Origin of the sequence: Mucilaginibacter celer (assembly GCF_003576455.2) — a bacterium.
In the GTDB taxonomy this organism is placed as follows: domain Bacteria; phylum Bacteroidota; class Bacteroidia; order Sphingobacteriales; family Sphingobacteriaceae; genus Mucilaginibacter; species Mucilaginibacter celer.
The window spans coordinates 651,764-672,627 of the sequence record NZ_CP032869.1 but is presented as its reverse complement, the minus strand read 5'-3'; the positions used below and the strand labels follow the sequence as shown (position 1 = coordinate 672,627).

Sequence of the window (20,864 nt, the reverse complement as noted above, 5' to 3'; positions counted from 1 at the left end):
ATGGCCATATTCAGCAGCGCAGAACAGGTTTTCCCGATCTTCAAAGTCGAACACGGCTGCATGGTATCCATGTACGGGGACCTGACCATAGCCTACGAGCTTTCCCTGCCCGAGATCTTCACGCTTTCGGAAGACGATTACGAAACCTACCACCAGGCCTGGATCAAGGCGGTCAGGCTCCTGCCCCGGAACTGTATCCTGCACAAGCAGGACATCTTTGTCCGGAAAACCTATCAAGGCGAGCAGGGCCTTCCCGCAAATTTCCTGACGGAAGCAGCGAACAGGCATTTCAGCGGCCGTTCTTTTCCCGGTCATACCTGCTACCTCATGCTGACCCAAAAGGCAGCGGACCGCAAACAGGCCAGTACGGCTTTTTCGGGGATCATGCGTAAGAACATCTCCCCTAAACAGGTGACCGACGAACGGATGCTTCCGGAATTCCTGGAAAAGGCGGGACAGTTCGAACGGATCCTGTCCGACAGCGGTTTCCTCAGGCTTGAACGGCTCAACGATGAGCAGATCACCGGCACCCGTTTAAAGGCCGGCCTGCTGGAGCAATATTGCTTCCTGACCGGTCCGGACGAAAAGCCCATCATTAAAGATGTGCATCTGAAGGACAGGCTGCAGATCGGTGACCAGCATGCCCTATTGTTTACCCTTGCCGATGCCGAAGACCTGCCGGGCCTATGTGGCAGCAGGATCAATTATGATAAATACGGTACCGATAAAACAAAATTCCCGGTCGGCTTCGCGACACAGCTCAACCTGCTGCTGGACTGCAACCACATCTACAACCAATACCTGTTTACAGGGGATCCGGCGAAAACGCTGAAACAGCTGGAAGCCAGGAAGCTCAGGCTGCAGTCCCTGTCGGCCTACAGCAGGGAAAACGCTATAGGGCGCGATGCTACCGACGCTTTTCTGAACGAAGCTATCGGCCAGCAGCGGCTACCGGTCAGGGCTCATTTCAATGTACTGGCCTGGACGGACAGCAAAGCGGAACTACAGGACATCAAAAACAGGGTGGGATCTTCCATGGCGCAGATCGGTGCGAGCAGCAGGCTGGAATCCGACGGTGCCGCGCAGATCTGGTGGGCAGGGATCCCGGGCAACGCCGCCGACTTCCCGATGAACGACACTTTTGATACTTTCCTGGAGCAGGGCACCTGTTTCCTCAACCTGGAGAGCAATTACCGCAGCGACCCTCCTGATCAGGGTATCCGGTTCTGCGACAGGCTGAGCAGCAAACCGGTCTTTATCGATCTCTTCGACGCGCCGCGAAAGGCAGGTATCACCTCCAACATGGGCATGCTGGTCTGCGGCACCTCGGGCGGCGGAAAGAGCATGACGGTCAACCATATCCTCCGCACGCTTTATGACCAGGGCGCACATTGCGTGACCGTGGATATCGGCGGCAGCTACAAAGGGCTTTGCAGCCTGGTTGGCGGTTATTATTTCACGTATGAAGAAGATCACCCGATCCGGTTCAACCCTTTCCATTTGCCCGAAGGTCAATTGCTCGATACCGAAAAAAAAGAAACCCTGAAAGCCCTGCTGGTCACGCTCTGGAAACAGGAAAATGAAAGCTTCATCCGCAGCGAATATGTCGCGCTTTCGAACGCCCTGCAGGGTTATTACCAATACCTGCAGCAGCACCCTGATATTTTCGCCTGCTTTGACACTTTTTATGATTACCTGGAAAGCGGCTACCGGAAAACGTTGAGGGACCAGAACGTAAAGGACAAGGATTTCGATATCGACAATTTCCTGTACGTATTGCGCCCTTATTACCGGGGCGGCGAATTCGACTACCTGCTGAACGCATCGGAAAACCTCAACTTGCTGGAGCAGCGCTTCGTCGTGATCGAGCTGGATTCGATCAAGGACCATCCCATTCTCTTCCCGGTAGCGACCTTACTGACCATGGAAATGTTCCTCTCCAAAATGCGCAAGCTGAAAGGCATCCGGAAAGTGCTGACCATAGACGAAGCCTGGAAAGCCATTGCCAATTCCGGCATGGCGGGCTTTATCCAGTATGCCTTTAAGACCATGCGGAAGTTCAACGGCATCCCCAACGTGGTCACCCAGGAACTCGACGACCTGATCAGCTCCCCTATTATCAAAGATGCCATTATCAATAACGCGCATATCAAGATCCTGATGGACATGCGCGGTTTCATTAACAAGTTCGACAAGCTCCAGGACGTGCTGGGCATGCCGGATAAAGGAAAAACGCAGGTACTGTCGGTCAATAAAGACAACCGGGAGGTCTACATCGACCTCGGCGGGCAGGTCATGAAAGTTTTTAAAAACGAACTGTCCCCCGAGGAATACTGGGCATATACCACAGAAGGCCGGGAACGGGTGCTGGTGGAGGAATACGCCCAAAAATACGGCAGTGTCGAAAAAGGCATCGAAGCCTTGCTCAAAGACCTAAAAAACAATTCGCTTAACCCAATAACACAACAGCTATGAACAATTTAAAAACAGCAGTCCTTGGCTGCATGGCCCTGACCGTGGCCGCCTGTCAATCCACCAGTGACCATGCTGTTACGGGCGTTTACGCTACCCGCTACGAAAATGAGTACGCCACCGGTAATGACACGATCATAGTCACCGCCTACAACCGATCAGCCCGTACCTACGAGATCGAAAAGCGGACCGGGTACCAGAAGATCCGTCACGGCAAGATCCTCCCAAAGGAATATGTGCACAAAAAATGGATGGCGCAATATGATCCTGAAAATCAGGTGCTCCAGGAAACCGTATTCGGCAGGCAGTTATTTCTGAACCCGGGCAAAAAAGAACTGACGATGGGCGGAACCCATTACCGGCGCGTGGAGTGATCAAGGGCCAGTCATCATTAAAAAAGGAAGGAGTTCATCATGAAAAAAACGGGAATCATCTTGATCGTAACACTCGGCTTTTCACTGCTCTCGCTGCAACCAGAAAAGGCGCAGGCGCAGATTGTCGCCGCGAATATCATCAAACTGACGGTGACCAAAGTCATCAGGGCCATTGACCTGAAAGTGCAGCGGCTGCAGAACAATACGATCTGGCTGCAGAATGCCCAGAAAGTATTGGAAAACCAGCTTTCGAAGCTGAGGCTTTCCGAGATCTCCGGCTGGTCCGGCAGCCAGCAGCAACTGTTCAGCGGTTATTACGACGAGCTCTGGAAGATCAAAGCCGGCATCGCCTATTACCAGCGGATCAAAGACCTGACCGCCACCCAAGTGGCCATGGTTGGAGAATACCAAAAAGCCTGGTCGCTGCTCCGGCAGGACAACCATTTCAATGCCGGTGAGATCAGCCGCATGGAAGCCGTTTACAGTGGCATCCTGTCTGCCAGCCTCAAGAACCTTGATCAGCTGCTGTTGATCATCAGCAGTGACCGTACGCAGATGACGGACGAACAGCGGCTGGAGCTGATCAACCGGGCCGGCGACCGGCTCGATGAGAATTATAACGACCTGCGCAGGTTCAGTTCAGAAAACAAAATGCTCAGCCTGCAGCGCAGCAGGGACCTGGGCGATACTCAAACTATAAAAGCATTGTATGGCATCGATTAAACAGATCAGGCATAAAGCAGGCAGGCTTGGGCAAAGGGCGCGGGCGCTGCTCCTCTTTTCATTCGTTACCGCCATCGCTTCCGGCATGGCGGCTGAAGCGAAAGCACAGAGCTTCGCGGAATGGTTCCGGCAAAACAGCACGCAAAAAAAGTACCTGCTGCAACAGATCGCCGCGCTTCAGGTTTACGCGGGTTACCTGAAACAGGGTTACAGCATCGCCCGCGGCGGGCTGGGCACTATTTCCGGCTCCCTCACTGCTGAAAACCTTTTGCATGGCGGCTATTATAACCGCCTGGCCATTCCGGGACAGGTTGTTAAAGACAACCCGCAGGTTGAAGAGATCCTGGTTTGGCAGCAGGATATCCTCGCATTGCTGACAGGCACCGGACAAGTCCAGGGTTTAACCCCGGCCGAAAAGGATTATTTATCCGGGGTACGCTCAGCCGTCCTGAAAGACTGTGACCTGCAGCTAACAACGCTTCAGACGGTCACCGCGGATGGGCAAGCACAGATGAGCGATGCCGAAAGGCTGGCCGCGATCGCCAGGATCCATTCGGCCATGCAGGACAATTACCATTTCGCCGCCTCCCTTTCCGCCCAGGTCAGATCTTACACATTACAAAAGGCCATGGAACACGACGATGCATCGACAACCAGGGCGCTTTATCATATTAAATGAACCAGTTATGAACAGATCAATAAAAACACTGGCGCTCGCCTTCATCCTGGCAGCAGCCCTGTTAAAACCAGGAACCATAAAAGCCCAGGAGCAGGAAATGCAGCAGTTACTGCTGGATATCGAAAAGCTGACGCAGATGAAAAGTATCCTTTCGGATATGAAAACCGGTTACCAAATCTACCAGCAGGGCTACGGGACGATCTCCGCCCTCTCCAAGGGCAACTTCGACCTCCACAGCCTTTACCTCAGCGGCCTGCTCGCGGTCAGCCCCGCGGTAAGGAATTACGGCCGGGTCGCGGAGATCCTGCTGATGCAGTCCCGACTGGTCAGCGAGTACAAAGAAAAGAGCGGCTTGTTCCGGAAAAGCGGCAGTTTCTCCATCAGCGAGCTCAACTACATGGGCACGGTTTACGCCCGGCTGGTCTCCGAAACCCTGAACGATCTGGAGGAACTGACGAACATCGTCACGGCGGGCAAGCTGCGGATGTCCGACGCCGAGCGTATCCGGGGGATCGACCGGATCTATTCGGCCAGCTCCGACAAGCTCGGGTTTCTCCGCTCCTTTAACGACCAGGGGATCATTCTCTCCCTTCAGCGGACAAAGGAGGCGGGCGACACCCGCTCGCTCAAACAACTTTACGGCCTGAACAACTAACTCCAATCTTATGAAAAACAAACGGACGATTACCGCTTTGACAGCGGTGACAGGGATGATCTTTCCCCTGTGTTCCCACGCGGAAGGGCTCGCGGACGACATTCACGGCCTGCAGGGCACGCTCGACGGCGTTTATCAGGACATGCTGCCGCTCTGCGGCCAGCTGATCGGCATAGGTCAGGGCATCGCGGGATTTGGCGCTTTATGGTACATTGCTGCCCGGGTCTACCGGCAGATCGCCAGCGCGGAACCTATCGACTTTTATCCATTGCTCCGGCCCTTCGCCCTGGGGCTGGCCATTTTGCTTTTCCCCGTGGTGATCGCCGTGATCAACGGCGTGATGCAGCCAACAGTCAGCGCTACCGGCAGCATGGTGCAAAACTCGGACGCGGCCATCGCCCGGCTGCTGAAAGCCAAAGAGGATGCCATCAAAAAGACGAACTCATGGCAGATGTACCAGGGCGAAGATGGCAGCGGCGACCGGCAGAAGTGGTATAAATATACCCATCCCGACGATCAGACCGGTAACAATGAGGGCATGTTCGAGAGTATCGGCAACGATCTCAAATTTACCATGGCCAAGGCCTCCTATAATTTCCGCAACACGATCAAACAGTGGATGTCAGAGATCCTCCAGGTCTGTTACGAGGCAGCTGCGCTCTGCATCAACACCATCCGTACTTTCTTCCTCATCGTGCTGGCCATATTGGGTCCGCTCGTCTTCGGGCTGTCCGTCTTCGATGGTTTCCAGCATGTACTGACCTCCTGGCTGGCTAAATACCTCAACGTATTTCTCTGGCTGCCGGTGGCCAATATATTCGGCGCGATCATCGGCAAAGTGCAGGAAAACATGCTGAAGCTGGATATTTCACAGGTACAGGACACCGGCGATACCTTCTTCAGCTCGACCGATACGGCCTACCTGATCTTCCTGATCATCGGGATCATCGGCTATTTCACGGTGCCCGGCGTGGCCAATTACATCATCAGCCCGGGTGGCAGCCACGGCCTGCTGCATAAGGTCAACACCATGGTCATCAACGCCGGAAATACAACGATCCAGGCCGGTTCGGCTACCGGGGCAAGGATGCAGCAGGGCGCGACCAACCTTGTTAACGCCCCCGGCGATTTTATGAAAGGTTACAACAGCCCAGGACAAGAAGGACAAAAGGGTAATTACGAAGAGAAAAAGCTGTCGGGCCGCTAAGTTATTTATTGACCATCAAACCGAAAGACTATGTTCACCCATCTCAAAAATATCGACACCGCATTCAAACACATCAGGCAGTTCAGTATCTGGCTGACCGTCGCCAACCTGTTGTCAATTCTGTTCTTTATATACAAAAGTGGCCTGGCCGGCGCGGAAGCCCGCAACCGGGTGTATATCCTCCATAACGGAAGGCTGCTGGAAGCAGGCGCATCAGAGCGCAGGGCCAACCTCCCTGTGGAACTGCGGGACCATATCAAGAACTTCCATGAGGCCTTTTTCGACCTAAGCCCCGACGATAAAGCCATCCAGACCAATGTGACCCGGTCGCTCTACCTGGCTGACGAATCGGCCAAGCGGGAATATGACAACCTCCGGGAATCCGGCTACTACAATAACCTGATCTCCGCGAATATCTCGCAGGAACTGACGGTTGACAGCACCAGACTGGAGGGCAACAACTGGCCTTTTTCCTTTACCTGTTATGCCACGGAGAAACTGGTGAGGTCCAGCGGCACGGCCTATCGCCGGCTGGTCACCCGCGGACAGGTACGGAATATCAGCATCCAGACGGACAACAATCCTCATGGCTTTCTCATTCAGAACTGGGAAATATTATCCAACCGGGACACAACCCTTCAAACACACTGATATGTTCAACTTCAAAAAGGATATACAAACCGAAACGGTCACCGGGGGCATCGCCGCAGGGATCGCTGAACAGATCCTCAGCCAGCAGCGCCGGATCGCTGCAAAATTGAACTGGTGGGCCGGCCGTTACCGGGCTGACAAACAGAAAAAGTTATTATGGCTGTTCTGCACCCTGTTCATGCTCGCCCTGACCACCAGCCTGCTCCTCACCATCCGGATGATCAAGCTGCCAAAACAGGATGGTCACTACCTGCCCGGACACATCGGCCGGGCTTCAGACATCCCGGGAGCAGTTGCGCCCCACAGGCCATTAACCGATTCATCGACTTTTAAAAAATAAACGTTATGGAAAATCAAACCAAGCAGACCAGCCAATCCCCTACCCCTGCCGGGTTGCTGAAAAAAAGAAAGTTTTATCTGGCGGTTCCTGTACTGATCCTGCCTTTCCTCACCATGGCCTTCTGGGCGCTTGGCGGCGGAAAAGATACAGGCAGATCCGCGGCGGCACCGTCCAAAGGGCTCAACATGGCCCTGCCATCGGCCCAGTTCAAGGACAAACCCGAAAAAGACAAGATGGCTATTTACCGCTCCGCGGCAAAGGACACATCTTCCGGTGGAAACCGGGTCAGTAAAAGTTTCATCCAGGCGATGGGATTTACCCCAGAGACAGCCGGAACAACGGACAAGGCAAAAACGGCCGCTATCGGCCAGTTTGCATACTCCACCAGCGCCGACCTGCAATCTGACCGGATAACCGCCAAACTTGCCCAGATCAACCGGCAGCTCAGTCAACCTTTCCAGCAAAGCAATTATTCCCCGGCGGCACCTGATCCCCAGGTGAGCAGGCTGGACAAAATGATGAAGCAGTTGAATACGCCTCCCGCCGAAGACCCGGAAATGAAACAACTGGATCAGATGCTCAGCAAGATCCAGGCGATCCAGAACCCGGAGCCTGCTAAGCCGGCCGCAACACCAAAAGAAGAAAATGATTCCGCGTTCAGCGCGATCCCCGCGGTGATCGACGGGAGACAGAAGGTCATCAACGGCGGCACGGTGCGGCTGAAGCTGACCGATACGGTCACGCTGAAAGGGATCTTATTACGTAGCGGCCAGTTGCTTTTCGGGGCCTGCCAGGTCACCAACCAGCGGTTGCTGCTGCATATCCAGAATATACGGATCGGCAAAAGTATCCTGCCGACCGACCTGACCGTTTTCAGCCTGGACGGGATGCCGGGCATACCTGCCCCCGAGGCCGAGCTGGGTGAAGCGGCCGGAAGCGGCGCCGGTAACGCTATTGCCGGTATGCAATTCCTCGGCATGGACCAGTCGCTGGGCACCCAGGCCGCGGCCGGCGGGATCAACGCGGCAAAAGGCCTGTTCAGCAGGAAAGTCAAAAAGATCCGGGTGAAGCTGGACGACAATTTCCCCGTACTACTCCGCGACAACACCCATAAAAAATAAAGCCCATGGAAAGAGCCGTAAACCGCGTCCTTGAAGCCTGGAAGAGCTGGGAGGACAAACAGACGCAGATGGAAAAGGTTGCCGGACCCGGCAAGGAGGAAACTGCCGTGATCCGGCGGTTAAAGCTGGAGCATTTCCAGAAGGCACGGAACCTGTTAGCCGGCACATTACGAAAAGATGAACAGCCTTTCCTGCCGCTGATGAACGCGACCATCAGGAAACTGGAGAAACAGGTCTATCCCAATATCCTGGCCCGGCTGTTCTTCCGGCTGAAAAATTCTTTATTCGATGCTCCCGCGCAGCTCAAAGCCCGTGAAACCGAACGCCGGGAGAACATCGAAAGCCTGAAGGCAGAACTGGTCAAATCCGGCTTTAAAGATTTTGCGGTCAGACTGGAAGAACGGCTCGACCCGCAATCGGCCAGGCATAGCATACCACTGAGCAGCCAGCTGGATCAAAACCGCAGCCTGGACGTTAACCTGATCTTTGAAAAAGATGCCAATGACCAGTTTCAATTCAGGGCCATCGCTGCCACCCTCAAAGATCAGCAGGGAAAACAACCGGAACGGGCATTTCAGTTCCATACGGACGAATGGCCCGGCCTGAAAGCCGCCCACGTAAAAAACCTGCTGGAAGGACGCGCGGTCCGGCAGGATTTTACGGATGTCAGCGGCCGGGCGAACAGCCAATGGCTGGAATTACCGGAAACCGGCACCCAGCTTAAAAGATATACCCAGGATTACGGCTACGACCTGGCGAAATTACTGCACGAGCCCCGGTTCGGTCCGCTTCAAAGCCCAAGCGGCATGGATTCCCTTATCTGGAAGCTGGAACAAGGACATCTGGTTCCGGTCAAATGGGTCCATGCCAATGGCCAGGAATTAGTTTACATCAAAGCGGACCCGGCCGGGGGCGGCGTCAGTATGACCGACAGCATGCAGAAAGCGGTGCGGCCGGAACAACTGAACCAAAAACTGGAAAACCGCCAGGAAAAACAACAGGCGGTCATTAAACAGCTCCACCGGCCACAGGAAATCAAACAGCAAAGAAAAAGAAGCCGGGGAATTAACCATTAAATCACCGCCATGGACAGCAGCGTCAATTTTCAGGAATTAAAGGAAGAGCTCAGGGAGCTGGGATTTTCAGACCCGCGGGTGACCAACCGGATAGGTGAAATGATCTTCCAACAGGACCATTACGGCTGGGCGATGAGCGACCTTGAAAAACATGGACAGGAGGAATCATACTTTATCTTCGATTTCGGGCGCGGCGACGACGGGCGGTTTAACCTTCTTTATTACGCGGGCCACCTGTCGGTGAACGGGGACCTCGGCAACGAGCGGTTCCAGCATTTCCTGCCCGATGTCCCAAGGGAGCAGGCACTCCGGCTCCTGGATGAACGCGCCAAATACCCCGAGCTCGATTTTAACAGCTGCTATACGCCGCTCAGCCTGGAAGAAGTCAGAACCAAGCTGGAAGCCTTTAAATTACCGGTCCCCCTGGAAAAAAAGTTCCAACCCATCATAGCTCAACTGACCCAAACAGGTTTCAATGATCCCAATCTTTTCAGGGCTCTGCAACAAAAGATCGAAGAACGGCAGGAGCGTTTTTACCTTGAATCGCTTTCACCAAGCGGCCGGCATGACATCCTTTTTACGCTCAATTTCGCTCCTGATGCCTCCGGCCAGACCCGCCTGGATAATTATCGCGGCTGTTTCGTATCTCCCGATCCAATTGCCCGGCAAAAGACAGGATCGGAACTTTACCATCCCGCTGTCGGCGAGCATTTCGAAGCCTCCGTCAACAAACAACTCGCCATAACACTGTTGGAAACCCGGCCAACCATAAAATCATCCGGTTATTATTACAACACCCCTCCCCTGACCGATAAACAAGTAACACAACTTTTAAATCAAAATAGTATGAACACACAAAATGTAGAGTTTCTGAAGAAAAGCCTGCTGAACCTGGGGTTCGGCGACAAGGTCAACGACCTATTGGAGAAAAAGATCGAAGCAAAAGAACCGGAGTTCGCCCTGCTGACCAATATGAGCTATAACCAGAAGGATGTGGCCTATGCCCTGCACTTCAAGGCTGGCAGCGAAGGCGACATGTACTTTTTTAACAAGTTCGACGCCGCCCTGAACAGCAAGCCCGATGAAAAACAAAGTTTCTATATCAATAAAGGCAATGGCATTACGGCCAAAGAAGCCTTTAACCTGATGGAAGGGCGCGCGGTACACAAAACACTTTTCAATAAAGAAGATGAAAAATACCAGGCTTGGCTGAAACTTGACGACGACAACCTGTCCCCCGGCGGCAATAAGCTCTTCAAGCGCTGGAACGAAAACTATGGCTTCGATGTGGAAAAAGTGCTTTCCGGTAAAGGCATCAAAGAAATGGCGACTGCCGAAGGACAGGAAGCCCTGATCAAATCCCTAAAAAAAGGAAATGCGCAGCAAGTCACCGTCGAAAGAGACGGCAAAGAGCAAAAATTCTTTGTGACGGCTTCCCCCCAGTTCAAGACCGTGGATGTCTTCGATGCCAAAATGAAAAAGGTCAAACGTGAAGAGCTCCTACAACCGGAACAAAAACAAAGCAGCAGCCAGAAACAGGATAACCAGCAAAAACAAGACAAGCAGCAAAAGGAGGGGCTGCCCGCAAAAAAGCATAAAGGTGTCAAGGTATAAATTCGTCACAAAAGGCTGAATCATTGATTTATGATTCAGCCTCTTTTTTGGAAATGCGCCCAATTGGGCTGCCTTATATCTCTATTATCAACGTTCACTTTTACGTCGACATCAGCGATAATCTCAAAAAACGGATCAAACAGCACTTTGCCGGCATGGGTTCGGTCTGGTCGAAAAGATATCCGCCGCATGAAGTGCTGGAAGTCATAGTGAACGGTTCTTTATTGGTTATCAAGGTCACGCGGGAATATATGAACCGCTACGGAAAAAATCGGGTACGCGGCGAAAAATACTACGGAATGAAATATCACTAAAAACGTCTACGTCCCTTGGCCCGCATAGCCCGGGAGAATCGCTCAAAATTTTCAGGAGAATAATGACTTTCAGAATTTTCGAAATTATTGGATAGCAGCAGCCCGAACGGAATTTGAAAAAAAGAGTTAATGGTCATTCCGCCCGCGTCGATCGCCGCTATACTGGTGGGCGCTAGAGCCATCATTTTTTTTGGTGAATTTTATCGTAGCTCCCTAAGAAAAGTCGTTTTCAAGGAGCCCGCCTTTTCTGTTAAAAAAACGATACGGTTCGTTCGGTGGATATAATTGTCAGCCAGTTGAACCTCCCTGTTCATGTAGTAGCGTTGATAATGTTGCTAACAGCTTGCGATTCCCAATCTTTGTAGTTTACAGGGTCAAGCTCAAATTGCTGCCAGGCCTGGTGAATAAGTCCGATCCAGCTGGATGGATCAGCTTTATAGTCGGTAAATTTGATCGGATCAGCTTCCGTCATCATATCATCCAGCGCATTGGCAACATCATTTTCCCATTTATTTTCATAGAACCCGTAATAATCTTCCGGTGCGTCTAATACCGCAGCAATGGTTTTCCATTCTTTTTCAAGCTCATCTGCTTCCTGGTTAAGGCCTAATTCCCGGCATCTGCGCACGATAAAAAGAATCCGTAAGCGGGTCACGGGATGACTGCTGTTAAATAAATCTTTTTCGGGCCGGTAAAAAGCGGAACGGCCTTGCATGCGCAGGTAAAAACTGAAAGCGCGTGCATAGGTGGCCCCGCCGATCTCTATACCGACAGCATCGCAAAAAAGCTCTTGCAGCCAATCATACCAGGTTTCGACCATTTGCCGGGCTTGTTTGGCATCTGCTTCATAATCGTCGTCATTCTTACGGACTACAGGCATCAAATAACCATTCAATTTCTTTTGGAATTCGCGAACGAGGTCGTCCATCTCAGCGCGGTGGTGCTGATATAAATAATGTCCCAGTTCATGGAAAAAGAGTGGAAGATATAATAAACTCTGCTGGGCAGCAACCGGCAGGTAGTAACTTACTGGAAAATCAACGGTTGGAAAAATGGCGAAATCACCGTCTAGTACAAAAAATGGTTTTTGCGCGGTTTGTGCATGTGCGCTATGAAGCCAGTGCAGCAGTTTCAACGTCAAGGCGTCATTCCGGTGTGTACGGTACAAACCTGGTAAATAGCGGCTATCGAGGACGCGAAACGTTTGCTGCAGGCTCGAAAATTCGTTAAAAATATCGACGTATATGCTTTCCTCCTCCAAATCTGTCAGGAAGGCCAGTCTTTGCAGTTCAGCCCGAATTTCAGTGTAATACAACGACAGCCAGGATTGAAAAAGACCTAATTCCGCCGGAACGCTTTTCGCCGATACGATTGCGATGGTCGCATCGAGTTCCCGCGAGAAGTCGCTGATAGAATGTGTAAGTATACGTTTCATTATAATTCGCCGATCAGTTCGCGGGTATCAGAAGATAGATGATCTTCTAAAAGTGAACGAAACTCAGTTAATGATTCGATGAGTTTAGCCATATCATCACCCGTCGGTGCGTCCAGCATGGCCAGTACGAGGTTAGGGTCTTTCCTGAATAAAGCCGACCGGTAACGGCTGCTGCGGTTTTTTGCTTCGGCAAATTTGTGCACTAAATTACGATAACGGCCGTCAACTCCGGTGAGGGCACTTGCATCCTGTTCATTGGTACTCACCAGCGTACTCAGTTTGCTCAAAAAAGCTTTAACGGTTGACTTGGCAAGTTGTATATCTTCTGCCGGCTGCTGATCGTTAATGCCTTTTTGAGTAAGTTTTAAATGGATCAATAACTTATTGAGCCTTTCCAGGATACTTTGTCCCCGTTCAAAACTTTGTATAGCTAATTGCTTGGTTTCCATAAGATGTTTATTTGATGCGTTGTACTTCCTGTCCGGCTTTATCTTGTAATTCATCGTCGGCACGCTTGGCGCAGTAGGTCAGTCTTTGGGCTACTCCCGGGCTGGCATAATTCATTTGCGAAGTGACGAAGATATCCTGAAGTACTTTTTTAAGGTCGGCTTTCGTGTATTTATTTTTGATCAATAAAGGTGAAGCAGTACCTTGATGGAGCGTACCGTGTCCAGTCGTTGCCAGTACCACCGTGGTACGGTCGATACTGAACCAGCTGCCTTCAAGCGCATTCTGAATTTCGCCGCTCTCGAGTTCCCAAATACGTACTTCCTTAAGAGTCGATTTACGGTATTCCACGAAATCAAATCGGAATGCCTGGGGAAAAACGGCTTCTGCTTGAAGTTCGGCGATCGCTTCTTGGATCGCACTGAACTCACGGTCGCAATCTTTGCCGTCTCTTAAAACCAGCAGGGATTGTAAGCCATTTTGTTTGATCGTATCCTTGTGAAGCTGAAAGAGCTCTTTAAAATACTTTTTCAAAAATACCGGATTAATCGTTTCTTGCTGCTTTGGATCTGTTTTTCTTTTGACTTGTGCGGTCGAGTTCGGTACGCTCATCTGCTGTCCGAAAATCAGTAAAGAAAGCGCCAAATGCGTATGCCTGCTGCTTACATCGATCATCAGGTGCATGTCGTAATTCAGCTTAGTGTCCGGTACATAAGGCAGACAGCCGAGCTGCTCCAGTACATCATAAGTGATCAAATCAACATACGCGTTCCAGTTTCTTTCACCGTTCTTATTCCGGCCATCCTTAAACGCGCTATACCCTCTGTATTTACGGCGCAGTTCCTGCTCCGTTAATCTTTTGACTTTCCAATCGGGTAAACCATGTCGGATTAGGTAATAGTTTGCTGATTCATTGTTATCAAAGGTAAAAACGGCCATGCCTGCTTTTCTGTAATTTCGTTTCAGTTCTACCGTAGCCTGCTCCAGGTTGGTGTATTGGTCGACCAGCGGCTGTACTTTGATACCGGTAAGTTTAGCGACCTTTTCGCAGACATCATCCGATAATTTCTCGCTGGCCTTTGCATCAACGCTTTGTGTAAATAAAAAATGAATATCCCTGGCCATTCCCGGCGGCACATAAAAACAGCCACATTCCTCCAGCATCCGTTTGCGATTCCTGAAATGATCTTTGTAATGGCGAGTAGTTTGTTCAGCGGGTGCCGGCAGCAAACGGTTATCACCAAATCGCAAACCAGGCAGCTGCAATGTGCCACAGTTGTCCGGTTTAGGTGCAAAAAATCCCGGTTTCACGCTGGCAAAATAAGCGCCGAAAGGTTTACTCCCTAGTTCCGACCAAAGTTTGGTCAGCAATTCCTCTCTTAAGGCTGGCTCGATCTTATCCACCTGGCTCATGTCATGATCCAAAGCTTCGTTAGTAACCCGAAGATACAGACGGTTGGCCGGTACGGGTACCGGCGCGCTATCTTCAGTCCCTGGAAAGGAAACCATCGCAACCCGGTCGTTTTGGCCTACGTCAAAGCCGGGGTATTTCTTTTGGTAATAATCCCAGGCGTTTTGGTAAGTCAGTCCGTCGATCTTTAGTTTGCGGGTGGTCGCCAAGGTAACATCGCCCATATATTTGGTAAAATAACATTTGACACGGCCATTCGGGCCTTCGTAATACAGCGTACCTTTATTCTCACCATACCGGCCGGACAAGGTATAAAAACGGTTGGTCATTTTGGACGAAAAATAATCATCCACGGTCATGCTGGTAAAGAAGGCCGTACCCACATTGATCGCAATACCGAGGCCTTCATTTTCAAGCAGGACTTCCGCAACTTCATATTTGCGGTAAGCTTCGATGTCAGCAACGTGTTCAGAGCCAGTCAAAAAATCATTCTTCAAAAACGGGACCTGTTCATAAAAGATACGCGGGCTGTCCAACCGCCAAAAATTCGCATTAGCCGAAAGATTTAACAGTAATCCTTTTTTATAAAGATCGGCCATGAGTTGCGCATGATTCGCATCGTTGAGTGACAAGGCGATGTTTCCATTTAGCGGTTTGAGTTCGATCACCCAATTATCGACTTCGAATTCCTTACGCGGTATGCGATCATGGCATTCTGTTAAAATACCTTTGACCTGTCCGTGCTGCATATAGGGTACTGCGGCGATACGAAAGGTTTTGCCGATATAGGTACAAAGACGCTGGGCCTTTTCTTTGGTCAGTTCATCCGTATCTATTTCATATTGCTTGACGATCAGCCTTAAATTTGCACTGTGACAGACCACTTTGATATTCGTTCCTTTACTCATAACTCAATTTTTACTGCATATTTCTTGAAAAGCGCATTGCGCGCATACTTTTGGCTGGCTGCAGGCGCTGAAGGCTTCCCGGTTCGCGGCATCACCAAATCCTTCCATTTCTGTTAATAGTTCAATATCCTGCAAGATCCGGGCTTTGGCACGGCGCAGTTCCTGGGCGGAAAACAACAAGGGTTCAGCAATGCCTTCGGTTAAAAAGGCTTTAAATAAGCTGATCGACTCCAAGGGAACTCCTAGTTCTTCATGGGCCCATAGTGCGTAAGTCAGCAACTGCAGACTGCTTTCTTCCGAATCATTTTCTCCTGTTTTCCAATCGACGATCACCCAATTATCTGCTGAAGGATATATTAAGTCTATAGCGCCTTCTACCAGAATGCCTTCATAGTCCAGACTAATCTTGCGTTCGATCAGGCTGTTTTCATGCAGTGCCCCATTCCGAAAACCCTGAAAGTCAGGTAAATTATAAAACTGCGTTAAGCTCAAGCGCATTTTTTCCCGCAAGGTATCTTTCAAAATCACAGCCGTAACCGTTCCATAAAACAACTCCTGTATGATCGCCGGAGCGCGGTGATCGTATTCCCGGGTTACGCCCGCAGTAATATCGGCACTGTGTTGTATAGCATTGTCCAGCAACATATTCGCAAAACTGATCACCTGTGATAATTTCCAGTTTTGTCCATCTTTGGCGTTCATCAGGTAAGCCCGGATCGCCTTGTGAACAATTTCCCCGGCGACCAGATGTCCTGCTGATAGCTGTTTTAGAAATTGTATCCGTTCTTTTTGGGGTTCCGAGGCAGCTTTTCGTTTGCTGCCACCGAAATAGTGATAGTAGCCCAGGCGCGGACATGCCGCAAAGGTACCCAGCCTGGAGAAAGACCAGCGCATCTTTAGCGCTTTCACAGTCACATTACCAAAAAGATCGATCTGGTCCATTATCTTAACTTTTTTAAATTGGTGATCATCCGGTCCCACTCATGGTCGGTGAGCCGCATATCTTTAATTTCATTCATAAACTTGATTGCCGATGGACTGGAGGTGATCGCATCACTCAGTTCACCGGTCAGCTTACCCGATTTTGACAACAATAATTCGGTTGAGACCTGCAGTACTTCGCATATCTTTTGAATCGTATCGGCCGATGGCGGTGACATGCGGTCATTCTCTACTTTGCTGATATAGGAAAAATCAATCCCTACCTTGTCTGCCAACTCACGCTGACTGATACCTTTTTCTCGCCTTATAGCTTTCAATAACTGTCCAAAAGTCTGATCCATAAACAAATATACAAATGTTGAGTTGAATGTCAACATCTATTTTAAAAAAAGTTTTTTTCTTTACTTTGTGCTGAACCTTAATCCTTCAAAGTTTGAAAAAAGCTACGCCAGCCGATCTTGGCAGATTCACCTCCCAAACCATCAATCATTCGAAACATATTTATTTCCCGCCACCAGAAAGCGTCATTATTGAATTAATGGAAACCTTATATTTTGCCAGTATGCAAAGCGAAGAGGGAGAACTGATCAAAGTCAATGTTACTTTTCTAGATCCGGAGGCTCCCAAAGGAGATTCCCGGGTTAAGGAGCCATTGGACAACTGGAAGTTAAGCCGGTTTGAGAAACCCATCCCCATGGAGATCAAGAATGTGGTGAAATTATCCAAAGCAGCCGATCCCTGGAGTAGTTCACTGGCCGTATATTTTGATGCGGAAGAAAAGCCTTGGATCATGGGTCTGGTTGACCAGGCTGTTCACATTCAGCGTTTTTTTAATCATGAGGACCGCAATAAACCTGCTTTACCGGGCGTATTTCAAGTGCAGGTCACCGGTGTAGGTATCATGTCCGTAATTTTCGACTATGAATTAATCGCAACTATCCGGCAAAATGTCCTGGTCACCCGGTTTTCCGATGTGTTGAAGTATGGGCAAATATCACGAGCCATCCTGGCTGACACGATGCCATTGAAAAAAAGACTCGCGAAATATATGCGGAAAAACTTTAATCGTACCAATTTCAAGGAATGGGAAAGAGAGATCGAAAATACGTGGCGAGATACCATTTCACGGATATTGATACAAATCCGCAACTATCATCATGGCGGTGCGGTCTTGATCACTGATCAAACGGACGGCTTAGATGTTAAATATAAAATGCCTTATCCGCGGCTTGCCCAAGCTATACGGCACGCGCTGGAATGGTCGATGGGGTCCGCAATGTATAATCAGGATTTTTTACAATATCCGGACGAACCCATCGATCAGGATACGTTTTTTGAAAGCGAGCTGACTAAACACCAACTCAATACGGCCGGCAACGAATTAAAAGGTGCTATCCGGTTTTTAGCATCGCAAAGCTGTGTAGACGGGCTGGTTTTGTTAAATCATCAACTGGAAGGCATCGGTTTTGGCGTGGTGATCTCCGAGATTGCCTTGCCGGACTTCGTCTACCATTCCGAAAACAATGAAGCCAAACCTGGTAAACTGATACCCCGCGCACCAGATACGCTGGGCACCCGCCATCGTTCCATGATGTCCTTTTGCTGGAAGGATCCGCAGGCGATCGGTTTCGTTGTTTCCCAAGATGGGGATATCCGTGCATTCAAAAGAGTGGATGATCAGCTCGTTATGTGGGAAAACATCAAAACGCAAAAGTACCTAAAAAGCAAAAACATTCTGAATGATAAAATTCCTGTAATTTTATAGTTTACTTAAATTATGGACTTACCTTATCAGGAAGATTTGCCGGTGCATTTGCTGGCGGGGTGCTTTAATAATACTTCGGCGACGTATAAGTTTTATTGGTTTTTGGCTGTGCTGGGGCGTATGGAACAGGGTGAGGTTATTATTCAGAAGCGTGATCTGTTCGCGGAGATGGTGGCTCATGCCTGGTATACCGTGAATTATTTCAGGGTGTCGTTCGGGAAGCAGGATAAGTTGCAGGAGGCGGTACAATCTGTTAAGGCCCTGGAAAACCTCACTATCGACGCAGATCGCAATTATATTTTCAAAACTTTATCGGGTTCGGCGAACCGGTCGACACTGAAGGAGCTGCGCTATTTTAATGGTGAGGTGCCGCATCGTTTTTTGAGCCCCTGGTTCCGGGCGGCGGATGTGCAGGCAGCTTATGCGGCTTCACAGCGGTTCGAGCGTGATTGTTTATATGCGCTGTACGCGGATCATATCGAGATCAATCCGGTTTGGGTGGATTACCTGAGGCGTCATGCGGGTATTTTGCGGAGCTTTTGTTATTGGAACCTGGCGGTGTATCTACAGGCGAAGAACCCGAACGTGCCGGATATTCCGAGTAAGCTGATCAAGCTGCCGGTACGGAAGGCGCTGACGGAGCAGCGGAAGTTCTGGGACATCGTGCTTGCTGAACTGGGTGGTGTGAATTGTATCTATACCAACAGGAAGCTCGCGGTCGGGGATTATGCGGTCGAACATTTTTTGCCTTATGCGTTCGTATCGCATGACCTGATGTGGAACTTGATTCCGGCCGACCGGTCTTTCAATAGTTGGAAAAGCGATAAGCTGCCGCCTCTGGAAACTTATTTTGAGCCATATTTCAATTTGCAGCAAACCGCTTTAGAAGTGATCCGTTTCAAAGTACCGAAACATAAACTTTTGGAAGACTACCTGACTATAGTCCCGGATGTCGCATTATTTGACCGGCAAAGGGTTTATGAACAATTGCAGCCGATGGCGACGATCGCCAGGAACAACGGCTTTGAATTACTAACAGCAACTGCTTTCTGATGGCTTATCAACGTTCGATAGATTTAGCCTATGACCGGGACACCGGTGAATGTTACGATGCCGCAACAGCATTTCGGGTTGCTAAGGAGGCTTATGAGCTTCGCAAGCGCTATAACTCCGGAGAGTTGAAGCTGGGGTGTTATGGCTGTGACCAGCCTTTACTCATATCCGATAGTAAAAACGACCATGTGCATTTCAAGCATTTTCCCAATGCCGAGGATTGTCCATTGAAGGATGGGAAAATGAGCGAGGAAGAGGTGCAGGATCTTACCAGTATCATCCGGGCGCACGAACGGCCAAGACATATTTTCCTGAAAAACCGGATCGCTGAATTATTAAGGCAAACTAATGGTGTCGATGCAGACTCGGTAATTGCGGATACGCGCTTCTTTTTTAATGACCTGGAGAAGCGACGGCCGGATGTTTATGGTGTTTACCAAGGCAAGGAAATGGCCTTTGAGATACAGCTTTCCCAATTATCGCAAAAGTATCTTTTGGGCCGGCACAATTTTTACAAAAGCTCGGGTATCTATTTGGTCTGGATCCTGGATGACTTCGATGTGTATGGCCAGTCGACCATGGAGCGGGATATCAAATATCTGACCCCCTCTCAAAATTTTTTCAAGTTGGATGAAACAGCGACGGAGTTCAGGTTGACGTGTACCTATAAATCACCGTTCATATCAGAGAAAGACCGGGTCATCGCGCCCTGGAAAACAAAATCCTTGAGTTTGGCACAGGTGCAGTTTGATCCTGTACAATTTCAAATATATTACTTGAATTATAAGGAAAAACTAAAAGAAACCGAGCGGCTGTTGGAAGAACAGCTCGAAGCCCAAAAGCAAAGGGACCTGGACGCATGGAATGAGGATAGGCGACGACAGGCCGTGAAGGATGTCGACGAGGTGATGCGAAAAATGAAATTCTACAAAAGCAGTAACTGGAACTTTTACAAGTTTGATGAAGAATTAAATAAGTTATCCCAGGTCGGCTTAGAGGTTTTAAACGCCCGGCTTCGTTTTGCTGATCAACGGGTACAGGGCAAAAGTTTAATCAATCATTATGTCGCGAATGCCGTAGCGGGGCAACATTCTTTTATCCATTATTTATTACGTGATGACCGCATCACTTACGACTGCAATATCAGCGATGATGACGGGACCACTACCCTACAGCACATTTTTAACAATGAGCATTTACGCTATCGCCAGCCTTTGATCAAAAGTTTGTTCAAGCGGGCTTACCAACTGACGGAGGCCGATGTACAGGCGCTGCAAACACTGAACCTGGATGAAAAAGAAAAGGATCAGGAACTACAGATCATGAAATGGTGCTACCAGCTTAAAAATAAAGCCCTGGTGGATGCTATTTACCAGCACATGACTCTTCTATTTGTGATAGAAACCGCCAAAAGGCAACAAATGATCGGGTCTAACTACCGGGACTGGATCAGCTTTGGCGTCCAGGCCGTCCTCAAACACAAGCAATTTTATGTGTACGTCGAAAGAGCTTTCAAACGATACGGTCTTTGGGAAATTATCGAAGCGCACGATAAACACCAAAGTTTTCAAAAGCAAATTGCGAAACTGCAAGCTAACCCGCCAGAGCAGGATGTTACGCTGGTCTATCCCTTGATGTATGAATTATATCATGACATTGCCTGATAATTTTAGCTAA

General features: G+C 49.7%; 20 protein-coding genes. 15 read left to right on the top strand and 5 right to left on the bottom strand.

Annotated elements, in window-relative coordinates:
- The 12 genes from HYN43_RS02775 to HYN43_RS02720 are packed head-to-tail and all read left to right on the top strand — an operon-like array spanning nt 1 to nt 11,226.
- Nucleotides 1-2,475 (top strand): TraG family conjugative transposon ATPase, encoded by a 2,475-nt coding sequence (locus tag HYN43_RS02775; protein WP_119408001.1) that lies wholly within the window; start codon nt 1-3, stop codon nt 2,473-2,475.
- A complete protein-coding gene (locus HYN43_RS02770) occupies nt 2,472-2,846 on the top strand; it encodes a hypothetical protein (RefSeq protein WP_119408000.1) in 375 nt (124 codons plus the stop codon). Before HYN43_RS02775 ends, HYN43_RS02770 begins: the two co-directional genes overlap by 4 nt.
- 39 nt (nt 2,847-2,885) lie before the next feature.
- Complete coding sequence (locus tag HYN43_RS02765; protein ID WP_119407999.1) at nt 2,886-3,569, top strand: conjugal transfer protein TraI; 684 nt, start codon at nt 2,886-2,888, stop codon at nt 3,567-3,569.
- Nucleotides 3,556-4,248: a hypothetical protein gene (locus HYN43_RS02760; protein WP_119407998.1), complete on the top strand. Its 693-nt coding sequence runs from the start codon at nt 3,556-3,558 to the stop codon at nt 4,246-4,248. The genes HYN43_RS02765 and HYN43_RS02760 overlap by 14 nt, the downstream gene beginning before the upstream one ends.
- Before the next feature lie 7 nt (nt 4,249-4,255).
- On the top strand, nt 4,256-4,903 hold the full coding sequence (locus tag HYN43_RS02755) for a TerB family tellurite resistance protein (RefSeq protein ID WP_245447132.1): 648 nt from the start codon (nt 4,256-4,258) through the stop codon (nt 4,901-4,903).
- A 10-nt stretch (nt 4,904-4,913) separates the two neighbouring features.
- Complete coding sequence (traJ, locus tag HYN43_RS02750) at nt 4,914-6,110, top strand: conjugative transposon protein TraJ (RefSeq protein ID WP_119407997.1); 1,197 nt, start codon at nt 4,914-4,916, stop codon at nt 6,108-6,110.
- 30 nt (nt 6,111-6,140) lie between these two features.
- On the top strand, nt 6,141-6,761 hold the full coding sequence (gene traK, locus HYN43_RS02745; RefSeq protein ID WP_119407996.1) for a conjugative transposon protein TraK: 621 nt from the start codon (nt 6,141-6,143) through the stop codon (nt 6,759-6,761).
- A 1-nt stretch (nt 6,762) separates the two neighbouring features.
- Nucleotides 6,763-7,101, top strand: a complete 339-nt coding sequence (locus HYN43_RS02740) for a hypothetical protein (RefSeq protein WP_119407995.1) — start codon at nt 6,763-6,765, stop codon at nt 7,099-7,101.
- Between the two features lie 5 nt (nt 7,102-7,106).
- Nucleotides 7,107-8,222 carry a conjugative transposon protein TraM gene (gene traM, locus HYN43_RS02735; protein WP_119407994.1) on the top strand — a complete coding sequence of 372 codons (1,116 nt, stop codon included), beginning with the start codon at nt 7,107-7,109 and terminating at the stop codon, nt 8,220-8,222.
- A 5-nt stretch (nt 8,223-8,227) separates the two neighbouring features.
- Nucleotides 8,228-9,298, top strand: coding sequence for a hypothetical protein (locus HYN43_RS02730; RefSeq protein WP_119407993.1), 1,071 nt, complete (start codon nt 8,228-8,230; stop codon nt 9,296-9,298).
- 9 nt (nt 9,299-9,307) lie between these two features.
- Nucleotides 9,308-10,912 carry an SUI1 family translation initiation factor gene (locus tag HYN43_RS02725; RefSeq protein ID WP_119407992.1) on the top strand — a complete coding sequence of 535 codons (1,605 nt, stop codon included), beginning with the start codon at nt 9,308-9,310 and terminating at the stop codon, nt 10,910-10,912.
- A gap of 47 nt (nt 10,913-10,959) precedes the next feature.
- On the top strand, nt 10,960-11,226 hold the full coding sequence (locus tag HYN43_RS02720) for a GIY-YIG nuclease family protein (RefSeq protein WP_162996275.1): 267 nt from the start codon (nt 10,960-10,962) through the stop codon (nt 11,224-11,226).
- A 310-nt stretch (nt 11,227-11,536) separates the two neighbouring features.
- Here the strand turns inward: HYN43_RS02720 and HYN43_RS02710 are convergent, their stop codons facing one another.
- Genes HYN43_RS02710 through HYN43_RS02690 form a run of 5 tightly spaced genes read right to left on the bottom strand, consistent with a single transcriptional unit; the run spans nt 11,537 to nt 16,710 of the window.
- On the bottom strand, nt 11,537-12,661 hold the full coding sequence (locus tag HYN43_RS02710) for a hypothetical protein (RefSeq protein WP_119407990.1): 1,125 nt from the start codon (nt 12,659-12,661) through the stop codon (nt 11,537-11,539).
- Nucleotides 12,661-13,110: a hypothetical protein gene (locus HYN43_RS02705; protein WP_119407989.1), complete on the bottom strand. Its 450-nt coding sequence runs from the start codon at nt 13,108-13,110 to the stop codon at nt 12,661-12,663. Before HYN43_RS02705 ends, HYN43_RS02710 begins: the two co-directional genes overlap by 1 nt.
- 7 nt (nt 13,111-13,117) lie before the next feature.
- Entirely contained in the window at nt 13,118-15,427 is a 2,310-nt protein-coding gene (locus HYN43_RS02700) for an argonaute/piwi family protein (RefSeq protein ID WP_119407988.1), read from the bottom strand.
- 3 nt (nt 15,428-15,430) lie between these two features.
- A complete protein-coding gene (locus HYN43_RS02695; RefSeq protein WP_119407987.1) occupies nt 15,431-16,369 on the bottom strand; it encodes a RecB family exonuclease in 939 nt (312 codons plus the stop codon).
- Nucleotides 16,369-16,710 (bottom strand): helix-turn-helix domain-containing protein, encoded by a 342-nt coding sequence (locus tag HYN43_RS02690; protein WP_119409230.1) that lies wholly within the window; start codon nt 16,708-16,710, stop codon nt 16,369-16,371. Before HYN43_RS02690 ends, HYN43_RS02695 begins: the two co-directional genes overlap by 1 nt.
- A 92-nt stretch (nt 16,711-16,802) precedes the next feature.
- Here HYN43_RS02690 and HYN43_RS02685 point away from each other — a divergent pair, with 92 nt between their 5' ends.
- The 3 genes from HYN43_RS02685 to HYN43_RS02675 are packed head-to-tail and all read left to right on the top strand — an operon-like array spanning nt 16,803 to nt 20,851.
- Complete coding sequence (locus tag HYN43_RS02685; protein WP_119407986.1) at nt 16,803-18,134, top strand: putative sensor domain DACNV-containing protein; 1,332 nt, start codon at nt 16,803-16,805, stop codon at nt 18,132-18,134.
- A 12-nt stretch (nt 18,135-18,146) separates the two neighbouring features.
- Nucleotides 18,147-19,187, top strand: a complete 1,041-nt coding sequence (locus tag HYN43_RS02680; RefSeq protein ID WP_119407985.1) for an HNH endonuclease domain-containing protein — start codon at nt 18,147-18,149, stop codon at nt 19,185-19,187.
- Nucleotides 19,187-20,851 carry a DUF6035 family protein gene (locus tag HYN43_RS02675; protein WP_119407984.1) on the top strand — a complete coding sequence of 555 codons (1,665 nt, stop codon included), beginning with the start codon at nt 19,187-19,189 and terminating at the stop codon, nt 20,849-20,851. Before HYN43_RS02680 ends, HYN43_RS02675 begins: the two co-directional genes overlap by 1 nt.
- The last annotated feature ends 13 nt before the right edge of the window (nt 20,852-20,864 follow it).